Origin of the sequence: Lysinibacillus sp. PWR01 (assembly GCF_043359455.1) — a bacterium.
Taxonomy (GTDB): domain Bacteria; phylum Bacillota; class Bacilli; order Bacillales_A; family Planococcaceae; genus Lysinibacillus; species Lysinibacillus fusiformis_F.
Genome location: NZ_JBHERJ010000073.1, coordinates 310,764 through 328,016, shown reverse-complemented (window position 1 = coordinate 328,016; position 17,253 = coordinate 310,764). Strand labels below are relative to the sequence as shown.

The following is a 17,253-nucleotide window of genomic DNA, read 5'->3' as shown; positions in this document are numbered from 1 at the left end:
TTTTCACCTTTCAAAAAAATTCTATTAATGGTTTTGTTTTTCAACAATATGCGTAGCCCTTACTTTCAAAGTAGGGGCTACTTTTATGTTTTACAAAAAGTTCATATCCTGTTAGTAGATAGTATGGTAAAATATACAATTATTTGTATATTTTAAAAGGAGAAGTTGTATGCATCGTAAAAAAATAGGCTTCATTATTTCAGCACTCATTATCGCAATCTTTATTGGTATGGCATTAAAAAATGTTTTTTTTCAAGAATCTCTTACACCCTCTATGACCGTTTTGGAGGATGGCACCAAACAAATTAATTATGAGACTGCTTTAACAAAGCTAGATCAATCCTCCACAACATTTGAAGCATATAAGGGCAAAATATTAATTGTGAATTTTTGGGCATCTTGGTGTGGACCTTGTCAACAGGAAGCACCTGAGTTAGAGGCTTTTTATCAACAAAAATCAAAGGATGTCGAGCTACTAGCCATCAATGCCACAGCCTATGATAGCTATGCGAAGGCGGCAGCATTTAAGGATACCTATGATTTATCGTTTCCTATCTTCCTAGACGAGGAGGGGGTACTACAGAAAACATTTGAAGTGATGAATTATCCTAGTACCTTTATCTTTGATAAAGAAGGAAAATTACAGCACAGCATGAAAGGCGAACTCAATCAACAAGAATTAACACAATTGATTGAGGACCTCTAAGAACAATAAAAGTCTTATAGACAATATAGTTAGAAAAATGAAACTTTTTCCAAAATGATACGTAGATGTAGCTGAAGAAAAAAGGAAGGGGGCTCCTTTGAATGCAGCGGAAACACATCATTATTATCATCATTGCATGGATTGTAGAAATATCGCTGACGTATTGGATTGCCACAATGTTCTCTGTACGATTTATCGAAGTGATGTTTTTCACGGGCGTAGCCTTTACATTAGGAACATTTTACTTTTCGAGTAGCGGTGGAGCGATGTCGAGGCTTTTCGCATCCCAAGTGAGTGCACAAACAGGAATCATTCATGAGCGAGAGCGGTTCAAGGTTACACTTGGCCCCGTATTTATAGCCTCACTGGTATTTTTCCTTATTGGTTTAGTATTCTTTATTTTACTTGTAACAGGCATTATTCCCCCACAAAAGATGTAAAAGCTATTGGTTCAACAGGCAAAAAATCAAGAGGGCTAGCTGCTCATCTTGATTTTTTACGTTGTATAGAATTTGTAGAGTGCAATATTATAAAATAGGCTTCAATAATTGTATTTTTACAATTAGAAAGGAATGAATGGATAACTATTATACTAGAATTATCATTAGATACTAGTCGTTGATCGTGCAAAATATGTATATCCTTATATCTATAAAGGTATACGATATGTTAAAGGAGCTATCAAACCGCAGTGCCCCAAAATCGAAACCAACATAATACAGAAAACAGTAGAAAACTAGCACCTGACGCTCACTATAAAGCTATGCTAGCAATTCAAACGATGGAAAGTAGTATAAAAAGATACATAACAGAGCATGGTGACCATATGAATGCAGCTGAATATCATTATTTGCTACAAATGATCAAAAGCTTAGAAGAATTGAAAGCAGCCATTGAAGGTGTTTCATTGGACTAGGCACATCCATTTAAATTGTATGATCTGACAATACGGTTTGTCAGATCATCCTACGAATTAATCCACCGATAATAAGTGAATGTGAAGTTTTGTCCATTCATTTCAAATGTTTCCCCACTTCTATCCATCTTTTTAAAGCCGTTTTTCTCTAATACTTTTTGAGAGGCTATATTGTTCGTCGTTGTTTGTGCATCCATGACGAGAATGCCTTCCTGGCGCATAAGGTCTACTACTAATTGCAAGGCTGTATGGGCAACCCCTTTTCCACTATATTCTTTTCCCACTCTATAACCGATATGACCTAATTGTTGCTGCTTATCAATATCGGTTACATTCATTCTTCCTATAATTTGTCCAAGTTCATTTTTTATTAGATAGAAATAAGACAGCTGTTGAACTTGTTCCTCTACTAGCATGTCATTTTTCCTTATGAAATTTGGTAAATGGTAATAGTCATCCCCTCGGCTTGGTACTGTTTTTTCAAAATACGCCCTATTGTTAACCTCAAATGCATATAAATTTTCAAAATCATCCTGTGTTAATTTTTCTAATCGAATGTTCATGGTATCTCCAATCAATTTTGGGTTTTTCTTTCATTATACCCGTAGTCTAGGGCTAATCTCATCTTGTTTTTCGATTGTTCAGTAGGTGTAGATGTACGATTAGTAAAATGGTTGGGTTCATAGATTGTACATTAATCATTAGGGGAACGTGACCTAGGAGGTGAATTTTGCAAAAGGGAATTGTTTTTGTACTGAAGGCGTAGCATCAGGGATAAACGTGCATACTCGTTTGTTTTTTCAGCCGTTCGCTAAAAAAGGGAACGCATAATGCTGTGACGTCATTAAGCAATGAAAACATCCCCTTTTGCCAAGGCCGCTTATGAAAAAGATTGCTGTTATTATTACCATATTTATTCTCTTGTTAACAGGCTCGCGACTACTATGGTTACAATTATTTATACAATCACATCAACCATATGCTGAAGGGGGGCAAATAGATTTACGAGATTTCGATTTCCAGCATCACACCTTGACACTTGATGGTGAATGGGCATTTTATCCATCTAGTTGGTTGATGGACGAGAACAATCCTCTGATGCCTCCGACCTATATACAGGTTCCAGATGGCTGGGATGAAGTTTTTCAAGAGGGTGAATTGACACCATATGGTTATGGCTCCTATCATTTGAAACTATTGATAGACCCTGAAAAAGCTTTTACATTTAGTATGAGGGTACCTAGTATTCGTAGTGCTGCGGAAATATATGTGGATGGGCATTTAATTGCGGCTGCAGGGGAACTAGGTGAAAATCGCCAGCAAACAATTGCCAAAAATGTCCCGTTTACCGCTTCGTTTGAAACAAAGGGACAAAGTGAAATCGACATTATTGTGCAGGTTGCTAACTTTCAAGACCCACGTAATGGTGGTATTGTGCGTTCCATTAAATTCGGACGAGAAGAGATGATTTTTCGGGAAACACAATTATCTATCACGATGCAGCTTCTCGTAGCAGTTGTGTTAATCTTACATGCGATCTATTCTGTCATTTTGTACTTACTTGGGAATAAGGATAGACGCTTACTATTCTTTTCCGTTCTAACCATTAGTATTATGTTTTATTATCTTTTAGGGAGTGATGATAAGCTTCTTTCTTTTTGGTTTCCAATCAATTATGATTGGGGCTTTATATTCGTTCATCTTTCGATGGTTGGCATTGGCTATTCGCTCCTCCAATGTATCGAGCCATGGTTGCCCCGCCATCTAAATCGTACTAAACAGGGGTTTGCCCTTATTTGTGCCTGTGCATCTGTATTGGCGATGCTATTACCAACACGTTATGTTGTGACAATACAAGGTGTTTATATTGTCCTGTTAGCTGTTCCGATTGTGATTACGATGATGTTAATGCTAGGAAGGACAATAAAAGATATTCGTCATAATGTGTTTCTTCTTTTAGCCATACTCGCATTTGTCAATAGTATTCTATGGGATGTCTTGCTGCTGATCACTGGAATCAAGGTGATTTCGTATCCATTTGATTTGATTATCACGATTGCCTGTTTAGCCACGTTATGGTTTAAGGATTATGTGAAAGTGCATGCCGATACAAAAGAGCTTGCACAAAAACTGCAAAAGGCAGATTTGCTAAAGGATGAATTTTTGGCTAGTACGTCACATGAGTTGCGCAATCCACTTCATAGCATTATCAATATGTCAAAAGCGGTGTTAGAGCGTGAAGCAGCTGTCCTTAGTCATAAAAGTGTCAATGATTTAGAAACGGTGCTAGCTGTTGGAAAACGCATGTCCTTATTGTTAAATGATTTACTGGATGTAATGAGTCTAAAGGAAAATACGAAAAAGCTCCATCTAGGCACTGTTTCCATACACACAATTGTAGTGGCTGTGTTAGATATGCTCCGCTTTATGATGGAGGGGAAGCCTGTTCACTTTGTTAACCAAATTCCAAAAGATTTTCACAAGGTATTAGCCGATGAAAATCGAGTGATTCAAATTGTCTTTAATTTAGTACATAACGCTGTGAAGTTTACCAATGAAGGGGCGATTACGCTATCTGGTTATACGACAGGAGAGGGTATGGCTAAAATTGTTATAGCCGATACAGGCATTGGTGTGGATGCGGAGACAATGCAGCGTATATTTGAGCCCTATGAACAAGGGACTGTTAGTAAAACCATCATTGAAGGCGGATTTGGACTGGGACTCAACATAAGTAAACGACTTATTGAATTACATGGTGGAACATTAGAGGTACAGTCAGTGGTAGGACAAGGTTCAACCTTTGCCTTTACATTACCTTTATCGGATGAAGCGGATAGCCACGATACCGATGAGAAGAAGCAGGAACACAAGAGCCAGGAAAGAATGGCTTCGCAGTCCACTGTGGAGACTAATCGCTCACCAGCATGTAACCGTCCTCGCATTTTAGTCGTGGATGATGAGCCCATCAACTTGAGAGTGATCGAAACGATATTAGCTAATGAAAAATATGAAGTAGTGACTGTAACAAGTGGCTTGAAGGCTCTAGCGTGCATTTGGTCTCAGGAATGGGATTTAGTGATTTCAGACGTGATGATGCCGAAAATGTCTGGATATGAATTAGTACGTAGTATTCGCAAGCAATTTACGATGACCGATTTACCTGTCTTATTGTTGACAGCGCGCAGTCAGCCACATGATATTGAAAATGGCTTTTTAGCAGGGGCCAATGATTACGTCATCAAGCCTGTGGATGCCTTAGAGCTACGATCCCGAGTAGAGGCGTTAACAAAGGTGAAGCGCTCTATTCAAGAGCTACATCGTATGGAGGCGGCTTGGCTTCAGGCACAAATCGAGCCACATTTTCTCTTTAATACATTAAATGCCATCTTAACGTTAAGTGAATTAGATAGTGACCGAACAAGTAAATTAGTAGAGGCATTAAGCGATTTTTTAAGAGAGTCCTATAATTTTCAAAACGTGGAAGCACTTGTGCCGCTAGAAAATGAACTTAGGTTGATTCAAGCCTATCTCTATATTCAGCAGGAGCGTTTTGGAGAGCGTATTCAGGTCGTATGGGAACTAGAAGCGGAGACAGATGTCCTCATCCCATCATTGACTATCCAGCCTTTAATTGAAAATGCATTAAAGCACGGAATCTTAAAGCGTGCTGAAGGTGGAACGATTCATATTCGTATGATCGATTATACTACCCATCTCGAAATCACTGTAGCGGATGATGGCGTTGGGATGAATGAAGAACAATTAGCGAAGCTACTGCAGATGGAAAAGCGACCATCCAGAAGTATTGGTTTAATCAATACCCATATAAGACTGCAACATCATTACGGTCAGGGTTTGCGCATTACAAGCAAGCTGCACGAAGGGACTACGGTTTCATTTGTTGTACTAGCCAAAAACACCAACGAATCCATTAGATGCATTGCCTCTCGTTGAGTTTTGAGAGGGGGAATGCATCTTTTATTTTCAATTACCGTAGTTCCTGCATGTACCGAAAGAGATGGAGTTAGAGCACAGCCTGTGGCGTCTTCGCTTTAAAATATGTGAATAAATAGCACCCCATAATCACGATGATTCCCCCAATGCCTTGCAGCCAGCTTAGCTGTTCTCCGATAAATAAAAAGGCGAGCAGAGCTGTAAAAATGGGATTGAAATTCAGAAAAATACCAGAGGTTGTGGCACCTAATTGCTGAACGCCAATATTCCAAAGGACCATACAAACTACTGTAGAGATGACCCCTGTATAAAGAATTGAAAGAATGAAAGAGGAGTCGATTTTGGAAAAGGTAAAATCCGTAATCGTGAATGGAACTAGGATGAGCACCCCAAACAAGCCTGCATACAATGTCGCCATTAAAGGAGAGGTTGTTTTCATAGCCCACTTACTGCAAACGGAGTAAAGTCCCCATACACAAACGGCTGCCACCATCCATAAATCTCCTGTATTCAATTGGAAGTTCAGTAATTGTTGCCAATCTCCCTTTGAAAGGACAAGAACGACACCAAATAAAGAGAGGATCATCGCTAAAAGCTGCAAGCCATTTATTTTTTCTTTCAGAAAGGCAAAGGAAAAAAGGGCGATGGACATAGTATTCATCGTTGAAATAAGACCAGCATTCGTGGAGGTTGTTCGTTCCAATGCTAAAAATTGAAAAATATTAAATAAGGCAACACCTGTAATGCCCATCAGGAATAAAGGTACAAGAGCCGACTTGGCAGGAACTAATTTCTTCTCTTTCCACCAAACCAAAGGTAGAAGGATGATCACCGCAATCAACCATCTGACCATCGTTAATGTCATCGGAGAGGCATGCGCCACCAGCGTCTTAGCCACAACAAAATTGCCTCCCCATAGTAAGCTTGTGACGAGCATTAAGCCCATATAAAATTTGACCACAGTATAGGAACACTCCTTTTGCTTTTATGTATAATAAGAATCATAGCACTATTGGTAATTTGACAGTATAATATTTTGTGTAAATGAAGAAATTCGAAATAATTGAAAGTTATTTAACGATTATTGAAATAATGTTTTGAAATCGTGTTCAAAACCTGCTTGTCTAAAAATAATCAAAAGAGGAGAAAGCAATGGAAGATATAAAAAATAAAGGATTAGATAATGTGGATCTGCAAATCTTAGCCATTTTGCAGCAAGAGGTTCAAATGAGCAACGCGGAATTAGCTAGACGGGTGAATTTATCCCCACCAGCAACCCATACAAGGGTGAAACGCCTAGAAAATGAAGGCTATATTGATCAACAAGTCGCGATTTTAAATCAGGAAAAATTAGGTTTTGATTTATTGTGCTATATTTTTATGAGCACCAATATTCATCAGGAAAAGGAAATAGAGGAGCTAGAAAACAGCTTGAAAACAATGACCGAAATTTTGGAATGTCATTGCTTAACAGGTGCCTATGATTATTTGTTAAAAGTTGTCATTCGTGATCGTAAAGACTTGGATCAATTCATTCGAAAATTAAATAAGCTGGGGATCTCTAGAATTCAAACGAATTTATCCTTGCGGGAAATTAAATATTCCACGGTGCTACCAATCGAAGAAAACAGCAAGCCTGAGTGAGTCAACTCAGGCTTGCTGTTTTTTAGTTATCATGAGGATCTTTTGTTATTTTATCTATTATAGCGGTCGAGGCCTAATCACGAAAGGGTGGCAGCCGCTCTGAATGAGGAGGGATTCTCTCCAAAAAGGTTAGATTCCGCTCTAAATGAGGAGGGATTCGCTCCAAAAAGGTTGGCAGCCGCTCCAAATGAGTAGAGAAGCGCTCCAAAAAGGTGAGTAGCCGCTCTAAATGAGGATGAACCGCTCCAAAAAGGTAAGCAGCCGCTCCAAATGAGTAGAGAAGCGCTCCAAAAAGGAGAGCAGCCGCTCTAAATGAGTAGAGAAGCGCTCCAAAAAGGAGAGCAGCCGCTCTAAATGAGTAGAGAAGTGCTCCAAAAAGGTAAGCAGCCGCTCTAAATGAGTAGAGAGCCGCTCTAAAAAGGTAAGAATCAGCTCTAAATGAGGAGGGATTCGCTCCAAAAAGGTTGGCAGCCGCTCTAAAAGAGTAGTGACCCGCTCCAAAAAGGTGAGTTTCCGCTCTAAATGAGTAGTGACCGTCTCCAAAAAGGTTAGCAGTCGCTCTAAATGAGTAGAGAAGCGCTCCAAAAAGGTTAGTCGCCGCTCTAAATGAGTAGAGACCCGCTCCAAAAAGGTGGGAATCTGCTCTAAATGAGTAGAGAAGCGCTCCAAAAAGGTAAGCAGCCGCTCCAAATGAGTAGAGAAGTGCTCCAAAAAGGTAAGCAGCCGCTCCAAATGAGTAGAGACCCGCTCCGAAAAGGTGAGTAGCCGCTCTAAATGAGTAGAGAGCCGCTCCAAAAAGGAGAGCAGCCGCTCCTAATGAGTAGAGAAGCGCTCCAAAAAGGTAAGAATCCGCTCTAAATGAGTAGAACTCCGCTCTTAAAAGAATAGCCCCCGCTCCAAAAGAAGAGAGCCCCGCTCCAAAAAGAATAGCCCCCGCTCCAAATGAAGAGAACCCCGCTCCTAAAAGATTCACCCCGTTCAAATAAGGAGACCACACGTACAAAACTCAAGCAACCTACAAGTTGCTTATAGTTGACATGCAACCATATAGTTGCCTATAATCGAGCTATGAATTGGGACAAAGACGCTGTTTTTAAAGCACTTGGGGACTCGACTCGGCGACTTATATTAGATGAGCTAGCTGAGCGGGATGAGATGACGTTGTATGAACTGACGGTGCGTCTTCTAATGAAACATGAACTTTCTATTTCGAGGCAGGGGATTGCTAAACATCTCTCTGTATTGGAGGGGGCTGGACTCGTCATATCACAGCGGAAGGGAAAATATCGAGTGATTCTTTTCAATAAAGAACCGCTAAAAGATTTGCTGAAAGGATGGGTAGAGTAAAGCTTTCATGTGAAGGATGCTTCTTAACGACTCAAAAGGAGGAAAATAAATTGAACATTATTGTCAACAGTATCTTTGTACAAGATCAGGAAAAGGCACTTGCATTTTATACGGAAAAGCTAGGATTTGTAAAAAAGGAGGATGTTCCATTAGGAAAACATAGATGGCTAACGCTTGTGTCGCCTGATGATTTAGAAGGGACTGAGCTATTACTTGAGCCAGATGAGCATCCTGCCGCAAAGGACTATCAAAGCAAGATTTTCGCTGAAGGAATTCCAGCCACGATGTTTGGAATCGCTGATTTAGACAAGGAGTACACACGTTTACTGGAGAAGGGCGTTGAATTTACGATCAAGCCGACAAAAGCGGGGGAGGTCACAATAGCAGTTTTCAATGATACATGTGGCAACCTTATTCAAATTATACAAAGATAGTTTATAGAAGCGTGTTTTGATATCATTTTATCAAAACACGCTTTTTACATTATTCAGCCATTGTCCAACCTTTGTCATAGCCCAAGGCATGGTGGTTTTCTTTTGGTTGCGCATTTACGGTCTGTTCTTTAGCTTCGGCTTCTTCGCTGGGTGGAGCTTCTTCCGACGAACAAGCAGATAAAAGGAATAGTAGCACAATACTTAATGACAGGAATTTCTGCATGAGGCAAACCTCCATCAATCAATCGTTGATATGAATATTTTGCACATTTTCATACAGAATATGTTGCGTATAGCTGCCATCAAAAAATTTTTTTAAGCGACTGTATTACTAATAATTTTGCTAAATCCATTGTTATCTGCACTATGAATCAGTTGCTGAATAGACTTTACAGCTTGTTCAGAGAATAAATACCAGTTATCCTCTGTTGTATCATGTAGTAGAACTTTAGGATAGCCTTGTAATAGTTCCTCAGGGAAAGGTTGATTTAATGTATAGATATCATATTGTTTGACACTGTTATTGTCATGGCTCATAAAATCAAATTGATCAAGCTTATAATAAGATCCCGGAGCTTCTAGATTAAAGTGCCAATAATATTCTTTCGGAGCCTCTACTTTGTCGCCTTTCTTTTCTTGGAAAATGTTGAAAAGCGCTTGGTGATAGGCATGGCCCTTAATATCCTGAATGACACCACCCATTGTCATATGATATTCATAGCGAAGCACCTTGATTTTTTCACCTTCAATTAGCAATGGTTCAGTCGTAATATTCACTGTCCCTTGATTGTAATGCACTTGACTGCCAAATGTTTCAGCAATAAAGCGGATTGGTACATAGGTGCGATTATTTTTCACGTATGGCTGTATATCCAATTGCTCTGTTTCCCCATTTTTAATGACTGTTCGGTTATTTAGATTCAATTTAACGGTTGCTTGATCCATTGAGAGGGTGATTTGGGCATCCTGCCAATGAACTTGCGCACCAAGGTTTTCACTGATCACACGCAATGGCACCATTGTTCGATTGTTTTTTTGCTCAGGTACTGTATCAGATTGTACCACAACATCGTCGATTTTGATTTGTGTTGTTGCAGCCTCAGCGGGCGTTGCCATCCACAGCATCGTTGTTAGACATAGCCCTGTAAAAATTTTCTTCATGGTAATAAACCTCCTTTACTCATAACACTTACCACCTTCGAAATTTTACCATAATATTCTTCTGTTTATAATAAAAATATTACTATTTTTAATCTCTTTATATCATCAGATATACAATGACACAAAGTCTACATCGCTATAGCTACTTTTTGACAGCGTATAATCTGTATTTGTTCTCGAATACTAACGCTGAAAGGAGGTTATTGAATGAAGTTTTTGACATGGGGCATTGTTGGTGCGGCATTATTTGCTGTGATGAAAGGCTATGGGAAATCCAATCAAGGACAGAAGGATAGCTTTCAACAAACAACGACGCCTGTACAATTAGTCGCCAATGCGAATCCGCTGACAGCCAATACACCGAAACAGTAGAACAAAAGCTTATAGATTACTTTGATCTATAAGCTTACTATAATTTTACATAAATATCCTATCATTGGTATAATAGATTGCGAGAAAAGGGGTGTATAGATGCTTGATTTTACAAACTATCATGACGATGATTTAGAAGAAATTCTGCAATTATTTTACGAAACTGTACATAGTGTAAACGCTCAAGATTATTCACAGGCACAATTGGAGGCTTGGGCACCGTTAGCAATGCAGCCAGTTAGCGTAGCGGCTTGGCAGCAGTCTTTAAGAAATAATAAGACCTATATCGCAAGGGCGCATCATCAAATTGTTGGCTTTGGAGATATGACAATGGAGGGTTATTTAGATCGTCTTTATGTCCATAAGGATTTCCAGGGTCAGGGGATTGCCTCCGCCTTAGTAGATTTACTAGAAGCGGACGCAAAAAAGCTTGGTCTTACTCATATCTCCACAGATGCTAGTCTTACAGCGAGACCATTTTTCGAACGGAAAGGGTACCAAATCATGCAAACACAAACAGTCGAACGACAAGGCATATCGTTGACGAACGTTAGCATGGTTAAAAGATTTATTGATGAAAAGGACGGATGAAAAGGATGAATTATGTAAAGGGTTTTGTCGTATTAATGCTGCTATGCTTCATGCTTAGTGCCTGTGCACAAACAGAAAAGCCTTCCCATGAAAAACCAGATGTAGAAAGTATCACGGTTTCATTCGAACATCCAAAAACAAAGCAACCATTTAAAATAATACATGCTTATGAGCTTTTTCAAAACTATACGGAAAAGGTAGAAAGTGACCCAGATCGTTCACCATTGGACATCTATCGAGAAGAGGTCGTTGATCCAGTTTATAGTGCTTGTTTTGAGAATGGTGAATATATAAACTTGGCTGAGTTGGTGCTAAACATAACGCCTAAACAAATAAAAGAAAATCAATTATTAAGTGAAAATATTGAAAGGGAAGCAACGGAAAGGAGTATTAAAGAAGCTCTTTTCAAAGCTTCTGATTTTCTTCCTACAAAAAATGAAACAACCGTATGTGTTTTTCCTGCTACAGATGTAGGAATTGGCATGGTGGCTATAGGGTCAGGTAAAATAACTGTTCTATACAATAAATATTATAATGATGAATATATAAGATATACAATACCTCATGAATATCATCATAGTGTTTTGACTGAAAACCGCCCAAAAACTGAAGGAACCGTATTGGACCATATGGTGTTTGAAGGAAAAGCAGTTATGTTTGAAAAATTAGTCAATCCCGAAATGGATTTAAGGAAAATTGATTTCAATTCCAAAGACTTTTATTGGTCAAAAATTGTAGGAGATCTCGAAAAGAGGGACTTGAATCGTGCATCTGAAATCAATTTAGGTGGAAATGGTCTACCCTATGAATATGGCTACAGTGAAGGCTATAAAATGGTAAAATCCTATCTTGATTTGCACCCCGATGTATCGATAGAGGAATGGACCGCCTTAAGTCCGAAAGAAATTTTTGAGAAAGGAAACTATCTCGAAAACTATCAATAAACAAGTAAGCAGCAGACCGAGTATCAAACGCGGTCTGTTGCTTCGTTTAGGCATCGATGAATGGTTAAAATTGCTTGTAAATGCATCCCTTCATGAAAGATGGTGCGTAGGAGTACTTGTTCAATGGTCTGCATACCCATGTCAATAGGTGGGAATTCTTCCGCCAATCGATGACCATAGCGCTCCTTTAAATGAGAGGGTTGCTGAGCCAAATACGTTTTTAACTCCTCAAAGGTTGGCGTTTCGTCGTCAAAATGTATAGGCGATGTACCAAAACCAAACCATTTCTTGAAAACGTCTAGCTCCGCATCCTTTTCTTTTGTTAAAGCCTCTATCCATAAATATTGATCGAGATAAACATGGCCCATATTCCAGCGAATATGATGATGAAAACCTGCTGGAATGATGTTTGCCTTTTCTTCTGACACATGCTCTAGTAAATGGAGTAACTCGCTACGGTAATGTGCTAACTGCTGAAATAAATTTTCTTGGCGTTGATTCAAGTTCAAGCCTCCTTTTTAATATGTATTGGCTAAAATTCTCCATTTTCCTGCAAAAAAAGAAGAACACTCTTTTGTGTTCTTCTCCAATTCATCTACTTTGTGTCTGTAACGCTAAACGGACACCGAGACCGATATAAACGAAGCCAACTGTTTTTTCAAGCCAGCGTGAGCTACCGCTTGTTTTCGTAAAGATTTTTTCGCCAATGAAGCTTGTAAGAACCGCTAGTAGGATTGTATATAAAGCACTCATCACGACAAATGTAATACCAAGTGTTAGCAATTGGCTTGTGACAGATTGCTCGTTATGCTGAACAAATTGCGGTAAGAAGGCAAGGAAAAACAGTGCCGTCTTTGGATTGAGGATTTCTGCTAAAAAGCCTTGGCGGAAGGACGTACTAGCAGGACTTTGTTCGACAGTCGGTTGTTCGATTTTCTTTGGTTTTGTGAGGAGCATCTGAATACCTAAGTAAACAAGGTATGCCACACCAATATATTTCACCACTTCAAAGGCAGTGGCTGATTTCATCAAGATAGCGGAAAGACCTAAAACAGCCGCTAATGTATGAACCAAGTCACCGAGACCGATGCCTAAAGCTGTATAAATACCATTCTTTTTCCCGCTTTTTAATGTTTGTGTAATGGTAATAATCACCGCAGGACCTGGGATTAAAAATAATAAAAGAACTATTGCGATAAAAGATAACATGCGAAACCATCCTATTCTAATAAACTAATCATTCTAGGGTGAATGCATGAAATATTATATTCTAGCTGTTGTGTGGCTGTCGATAAAGAAATATTGAAAAAATAATGAAAAATAATTCAGAAAACTATTAATTAGATTTTATTACCTAGTACTAATATTTAGTGTTAGAATAAGGGTATAAAAATATTTTGGAGGAATTCATATGTTAACAGGTCAACAAATACAAGCTATTTTGCCTCACCGTTATCCATTTCTTTTGGTGGATCGTATTATGGAATTAGAGGAAGGAAAGCGCGCAGTTGGAATGAAAAATGTGACGATCAATGAAGAGTTTTTTACAGGTCATTTTCCACAGTATCCTGTGATGCCAGGTGTGTTAATTGTTGAAGCATTAGCACAGGTTAGTGCAATAATTATGCTGACAAAGGCAGGGAATGAGGGGCGTTTAGGCTTATTGGCAGGAATTGATCATTGTCGCTTTAAGAAACAAGTAAAGCCTGGTGATCAGCTGCGTCTTGAGGTAGACATCACACGAGTAAAGGGAGCAGTTGGGAAAGGTAGAGGAATTGCCACCGTAGATGGAGAAATCGTTTGTGAAACAGATCTTGTTTTTGCGTTTGGATCATAAAAAAATGGAGGTGCTCCGTTGAATTACACATTTATGCTTTATATCGCCATTTGTATTATGCAAATAACGCTATTGGTGAATAGTACGATTGCTAAAGGCGCTTGGAATGGGTTGACAATGTGGCTCTGTACAGCGGTTTTTGTTTTTGCAACAGCTATTTTCGGATTGAGTAGAGGACGACGAAAAGACAATCAATAATAAACGACTTTGCTTGATAACGTACTACACGACTCTCTTTCCTTCATATAGTGAATGGAGTGAAAGTTTTAATGATGAGAGGGTGAGGAGGTTTGAGGGTCGCCATTATTGAAAAAAATGAAGAGCAGTTAAAGCCAGAGCAAGCGTTGGCACACGATTTTTGTGATCAATTTGTCCTAAAGATGCATAAAAATATACTGCATAAAAAACTTGATGAAGATGTGTATCAGTCCTATTTTGTTATTTTTCAGCAACAATATACAAGGCAGGAGCTGCGATTTATCGTCCATCTGTTAAAAGCACAGGCAAATGAGATACTACGTATGAAGCCCATGTTCATTACAATGAGTGGTGTCATTCTATCCGTTTTTACGTTCATAGCTATCACCATAAATAGCAAGCTCCTGTTAGGCATGTCACTTGTCCAAATCGTCGCATTAGCCGTCTTGAGTTTTCATGTCGTCATTATATGGATTTCCTTTAAAATTGAATTCGAATATAAGCGGGTGCAGGCGGTGATTGCTTTATTGGATTATTACGTAACCATTGATTCCGAAGGGAGTGACCTTCATGCAAAAGACAGTTGATCAATTACATTATTGGCTTATAAAAGTACCAGAAGTATTTCATGTTATGACAGAAGCGGAAAGTACAAAACGACCGGCTCCGAAAAAATGGTCCAAAAAGGAGGTAATCGGTCATTTATGTGATGCGGCTATCGTCCATCTTGAACGATTGCTTCAAATTCAGTATGAAGCTTCACCCTATGTAGTGACTACATACGACCAAGTACAATGGGTCGCGTTACAGGGCTATCAGGAATTACCGATAGAAGATATCTTATTGTTATGGACAAGCTTAAACAAAAAAATCATGTACGTGCTGGAACACCTAGCTGAAGAATCATTAGGCCTTCCATGTATGATCAATCAGCAACAAAGGACTTTGGGATGGTTGATTGAAGAGTATATACAACATTTGGAACATCATATCCACCAGCAAATTTTAATGGATGAATGCGAAACGTAGGCATTTTTTTATGAAATCCTCAAATAATAAAGTACGAAAAAATTATTTGGGGACGTGAACATGTGAAAAAGTTTTTATTGTTTTTACTACCAATTAGTCTCATCACGGTGTCGCTTTTTTATGTAAAAGTGAGTTCTTCTGAAAATAAAGGAAGAAAGTATTATGAAGAAGCAGGTCAAATTCTTTGGGAAATCCAGACAGATAAAAAAATCATTGCCTTAACATTTGATGATGGGCCACATCGCAAATATACAGCAGAAATCCTTGATGTATTGGAAAAATATCATGCGAAAGCAACCTTTTTTATTGTCGGTCAAAATGCGGAAAAAAATCCTGAGCTGATTACAAGGATGTATGAAGAAGGACATGAATTGGCCAATCATACCTTTACACACCCTTTCAAGACAAATGTACCTAATTTAATGAAGGAAATACAACAAACAGATGAAGTGATTGCAGGCATTACAGGCTATCAGCCAACATTATTTCGACCAGTAGAAGGACAATATACTGATGCAATGATTGATGCCATCGCAAAAGAAGGCTATAAAGTTGTGATGTGGTCCTGGCATTTAGATACACTTGACTGGAAAAGTCCTGGTGTCAATCGCATCGTGAGTACGGTATTAAAAGGTGTAAAGGCAGGCAATATTGTACTTTTTCATGACGGTGGGGGAAATAGAGCACAAACAGTCAAGGCAATGGAGCAAATCCTACCAGAGCTTGAAAAACAGGGCTACCAGTTTGTGACGGTTTCTGAATTATTGGAAATCCAAAGGACAAATAAGAAAATGGAAAAAAAACAGTAGTGTTGAAGTGATCCATCTTCAGCACTACTCTTTATGTAAAGGTTATTTTAACATTTTTTTGATTTGCTTCAGCTCAGCAATTAAATAATCGATTTGTTTCTGCATGTGATCGACTTTGGCTGTTTGATCACCATTATTTGTTGGAGAAGAATCATTCTTCGCATTTTGTAGTGACTCTAGGGCTAGACCAGCTGCGATGGTCTGTATGCCATCCCCTAACGTTGAAATGGCTGTGCCGATATAGGCTAACTTTGCGATATAAATATCCATTGAATCATTGTCCTGGTTCTGTTTATTATTTCTTCCCATTTTTCTGCCTCCTTACGTTTGTCATTACTTGCATCATATGCGGCAACAAGTGAAAAGGCGATTCCTATTGTATTTGAATGAATCACTAAAAATGGTAAAATTAGCACAATAAACGTATTGGGGGGAATAGCCATGGCGCAAGTAGAGCTGATTGAAATGAATGGTGAGCTGTTAGAGGGAATGGGCAGCTATTGTTTACGAAGCAAGAAGAAAACAGTGGGCTATCAAAACAAAAACAAATGGCTTAATCAACAATTTGAAAAGGGCTTACATTACATACAAGTGCTTGAAAATCAAAAGCAAGTAGGTTTTATAGAATATACAGACGCGGAATACTCTTCAAGGGTTGTGCATGCAGATGGCTATGTGGTGATTCATTGTTTATGGGTAAGTGCAGTAGGCAAGGGCTATGGTACACAATTATTGAAGAGATGTTTAGAGGATGCCAAGGAACGTGGGAAAAAGGGAGTGGTGGTCATCACCAATGACCAAACTTCCTGGACGCCAAGCAAGGATTTATTTTTACAACACCAATTTCAACCTATTGCAACAGCACTCGATGCTTTTGAACTATGGGTGTTTCCATTTCATGAAGGCGTTGAACTGCCATACTTTCCTGATAATTGGCAGGAACGATTAACGAGGTTTCCTCATTTAACGATTTTACGTTCTTTTCAATGTCCTTATGTAGACGTTGCCACGGAGAATATTCAACTAGCTGCGAAAAAATTAGGGCTGCTGCCAGAGTTGGTGGATCTTCAAACGAGAGAAGAGCTGATGGAGAAATCACCGACGCCATATGGTATTTTTTCAGTGGTTTATAAAGGACAATTGATTTCCTTCCATCGATTAACCGTGCATTCCGTTTATAAAAAACTGCAAAATCTCTTGAATAATTCCTGATTGTTTGCAACTTTTTGGGACACTGGCACGTTATATTCTTATAGCATTTCTATGATTCTTTGAGTTTTTTGTTGACTGCTACTAGGAAATGAGTAA

Annotated in this window: 24 protein-coding genes; 16 read left to right on the top strand and 8 right to left on the bottom strand. The window is 38.9% G+C overall.

What is annotated here, in order from left to right; genetic code table 11:
• Positions 1-169: 169 nt before the first annotated feature.
• The 3 genes from ACEVFT_RS16325 (at position 170) to ACEVFT_RS16315 (ending at position 1,622) form a co-directional block, all read left to right on the top strand.
• The gene (locus ACEVFT_RS16325) at positions 170-706 is read left to right on the top strand and encodes a TlpA family protein disulfide reductase (RefSeq protein WP_393950735.1); all 537 of its coding nucleotides are present in this window, start codon (positions 170-172) and stop codon (positions 704-706) included.
• A gap of 101 nt (positions 707-807) precedes the next feature.
• Positions 808-1,146 carry a hypothetical protein gene (locus tag ACEVFT_RS16320; protein ID WP_205443389.1) on the top strand — a complete coding sequence of 113 codons (339 nt, stop codon included), beginning with the start codon at positions 808-810 and terminating at the stop codon, positions 1,144-1,146.
• A gap of 251 nt (positions 1,147-1,397) precedes the next feature.
• Positions 1,398-1,622 carry a hypothetical protein gene (locus ACEVFT_RS16315; RefSeq protein WP_342443604.1) on the top strand — a complete coding sequence of 75 codons (225 nt, stop codon included), beginning with the start codon at positions 1,398-1,400 and terminating at the stop codon, positions 1,620-1,622.
• A gap of 50 nt (positions 1,623-1,672) precedes the next feature.
• On the opposite strand, the gene ACEVFT_RS16310 is transcribed toward ACEVFT_RS16315, so the two are convergent.
• On the bottom strand, positions 1,673-2,185 hold the full coding sequence (locus ACEVFT_RS16310) for a GNAT family N-acetyltransferase (protein WP_393950734.1): 513 nt from the start codon (positions 2,183-2,185) through the stop codon (positions 1,673-1,675).
• A gap of 319 nt (positions 2,186-2,504) precedes the next feature.
• On the opposite strand from ACEVFT_RS16310, the gene ACEVFT_RS16305 reads away from it, so the two are divergent.
• Positions 2,505-5,579: a hybrid sensor histidine kinase/response regulator gene (locus tag ACEVFT_RS16305; protein ID WP_393950733.1), complete on the top strand. Its 3,075-nt coding sequence runs from the start codon at positions 2,505-2,507 to the stop codon at positions 5,577-5,579.
• A gap of 70 nt (positions 5,580-5,649) precedes the next feature.
• Here the strand turns inward: ACEVFT_RS16305 and ACEVFT_RS16300 are convergent, their stop codons facing one another.
• Positions 5,650-6,525, bottom strand: a complete 876-nt coding sequence (locus ACEVFT_RS16300; protein ID WP_342534769.1) for a DMT family transporter — start codon at positions 6,523-6,525, stop codon at positions 5,650-5,652.
• A gap of 206 nt (positions 6,526-6,731) precedes the next feature.
• Here ACEVFT_RS16300 and ACEVFT_RS16295 point away from each other — a divergent pair, with 206 nt between their 5' ends.
• Positions 6,732-7,223 carry an Lrp/AsnC family transcriptional regulator gene (locus tag ACEVFT_RS16295; RefSeq protein WP_393950732.1) on the top strand — a complete coding sequence of 164 codons (492 nt, stop codon included), beginning with the start codon at positions 6,732-6,734 and terminating at the stop codon, positions 7,221-7,223.
• 225 nt (positions 7,224-7,448) lie between these two features.
• Here ACEVFT_RS16295 and ACEVFT_RS16290 read toward each other — a convergent pair whose 3' ends face one another.
• On the bottom strand, positions 7,449-7,913 hold the full coding sequence (locus ACEVFT_RS16290) for a hypothetical protein (protein ID WP_393950731.1): 465 nt from the start codon (positions 7,911-7,913) through the stop codon (positions 7,449-7,451).
• A 378-nt stretch (positions 7,914-8,291) separates the two neighbouring features.
• Between ACEVFT_RS16290 and ACEVFT_RS16285 the strand changes: the two genes are divergently transcribed.
• The gene (locus ACEVFT_RS16285) at positions 8,292-8,570 is read left to right on the top strand and encodes an ArsR/SmtB family transcription factor (protein WP_342443729.1); all 279 of its coding nucleotides are present in this window, start codon (positions 8,292-8,294) and stop codon (positions 8,568-8,570) included.
• A gap of 50 nt (positions 8,571-8,620) precedes the next feature.
• The gene (locus ACEVFT_RS16280) at positions 8,621-9,004 is read left to right on the top strand and encodes a VOC family protein (protein ID WP_393950730.1); all 384 of its coding nucleotides are present in this window, start codon (positions 8,621-8,623) and stop codon (positions 9,002-9,004) included.
• A 49-nt stretch (positions 9,005-9,053) separates the two neighbouring features.
• Here ACEVFT_RS16280 and ACEVFT_RS16275 read toward each other — a convergent pair whose 3' ends face one another.
• A complete protein-coding gene (locus ACEVFT_RS16275) occupies positions 9,054-9,227 on the bottom strand; it encodes a hypothetical protein (protein WP_393950729.1) in 174 nt (57 codons plus the stop codon).
• Positions 9,228-9,319: 92 nt separating this feature from the next.
• Positions 9,320-10,165, bottom strand: coding sequence for a copper amine oxidase N-terminal domain-containing protein (locus ACEVFT_RS16270; protein ID WP_393950728.1), 846 nt, complete (start codon positions 10,163-10,165; stop codon positions 9,320-9,322).
• A gap of 207 nt (positions 10,166-10,372) precedes the next feature.
• Between ACEVFT_RS16270 and ACEVFT_RS16265 the strand changes: the two genes are divergently transcribed.
• The 3 genes from ACEVFT_RS16265 to ACEVFT_RS16255 all read left to right on the top strand — a co-directional run bounded on the left by ACEVFT_RS16265 (position 10,373) and on the right by ACEVFT_RS16255 (position 12,072).
• Positions 10,373-10,537 (top strand): hypothetical protein, encoded by a 165-nt coding sequence (locus ACEVFT_RS16265; RefSeq protein WP_004230164.1) that lies wholly within the window; start codon positions 10,373-10,375, stop codon positions 10,535-10,537.
• Between the two features lie 99 nt (positions 10,538-10,636).
• Positions 10,637-11,128 (top strand): GNAT family N-acetyltransferase, encoded by a 492-nt coding sequence (locus tag ACEVFT_RS16260; RefSeq protein WP_393950727.1) that lies wholly within the window; start codon positions 10,637-10,639, stop codon positions 11,126-11,128.
• A gap of 5 nt (positions 11,129-11,133) precedes the next feature.
• The gene (locus ACEVFT_RS16255) at positions 11,134-12,072 is read left to right on the top strand and encodes a DUF2268 domain-containing putative Zn-dependent protease (RefSeq protein WP_393950726.1); all 939 of its coding nucleotides are present in this window, start codon (positions 11,134-11,136) and stop codon (positions 12,070-12,072) included.
• Between the two features lie 23 nt (positions 12,073-12,095).
• Here ACEVFT_RS16255 and ACEVFT_RS16250 read toward each other — a convergent pair whose 3' ends face one another.
• Together ACEVFT_RS16250 and ACEVFT_RS16245 are read right to left on the bottom strand one after the other, a co-directional pair.
• Complete coding sequence (locus ACEVFT_RS16250; protein ID WP_393950725.1) at positions 12,096-12,575, bottom strand: DinB family protein; 480 nt, start codon at positions 12,573-12,575, stop codon at positions 12,096-12,098.
• An 88-nt stretch (positions 12,576-12,663) separates the two neighbouring features.
• Positions 12,664-13,281: a LysE family translocator gene (locus ACEVFT_RS16245; RefSeq protein ID WP_393950724.1), complete on the bottom strand. Its 618-nt coding sequence runs from the start codon at positions 13,279-13,281 to the stop codon at positions 12,664-12,666.
• Between the two features lie 202 nt (positions 13,282-13,483).
• Here ACEVFT_RS16245 and fabZ point away from each other — a divergent pair, with 202 nt between their 5' ends.
• The 5 genes from fabZ to ACEVFT_RS16220 all read left to right on the top strand — a co-directional run bounded on the left by fabZ (position 13,484) and on the right by ACEVFT_RS16220 (position 15,945).
• Entirely contained in the window at positions 13,484-13,909 is a 426-nt protein-coding gene (gene fabZ, locus ACEVFT_RS16240; protein ID WP_205443409.1) for a 3-hydroxyacyl-ACP dehydratase FabZ, read from the top strand.
• 18 nt (positions 13,910-13,927) lie between these two features.
• The gene (locus ACEVFT_RS16235) at positions 13,928-14,107 is read left to right on the top strand and encodes a hypothetical protein (RefSeq protein WP_342443615.1); all 180 of its coding nucleotides are present in this window, start codon (positions 13,928-13,930) and stop codon (positions 14,105-14,107) included.
• Between the two features lie 92 nt (positions 14,108-14,199).
• Positions 14,200-14,694 (top strand): hydroxymyristoyl-ACP dehydratase, encoded by a 495-nt coding sequence (locus ACEVFT_RS16230; protein ID WP_393950723.1) that lies wholly within the window; start codon positions 14,200-14,202, stop codon positions 14,692-14,694.
• The gene (locus tag ACEVFT_RS16225) at positions 14,678-15,136 is read left to right on the top strand and encodes a DinB family protein (protein WP_393950722.1); all 459 of its coding nucleotides are present in this window, start codon (positions 14,678-14,680) and stop codon (positions 15,134-15,136) included. The genes ACEVFT_RS16230 and ACEVFT_RS16225 overlap by 17 nt, the downstream gene beginning before the upstream one ends.
• Positions 15,137-15,198: 62 nt before the next feature.
• Positions 15,199-15,945: a polysaccharide deacetylase family protein gene (locus ACEVFT_RS16220; protein ID WP_393950721.1), complete on the top strand. Its 747-nt coding sequence runs from the start codon at positions 15,199-15,201 to the stop codon at positions 15,943-15,945.
• A 42-nt stretch (positions 15,946-15,987) separates the two neighbouring features.
• On the opposite strand, the gene ACEVFT_RS16215 is transcribed toward ACEVFT_RS16220, so the two are convergent.
• Positions 15,988-16,254, bottom strand: coding sequence for a translation initiation factor 2 (locus ACEVFT_RS16215; RefSeq protein ID WP_393950720.1), 267 nt, complete (start codon positions 16,252-16,254; stop codon positions 15,988-15,990).
• Between the two features lie 132 nt (positions 16,255-16,386).
• Here ACEVFT_RS16215 and ACEVFT_RS16210 point away from each other — a divergent pair, with 132 nt between their 5' ends.
• Positions 16,387-17,157: a GNAT family N-acetyltransferase gene (locus ACEVFT_RS16210; protein WP_393950719.1), complete on the top strand. Its 771-nt coding sequence runs from the start codon at positions 16,387-16,389 to the stop codon at positions 17,155-17,157.
• The last annotated feature ends 96 nt before the right edge of the window (positions 17,158-17,253 follow it).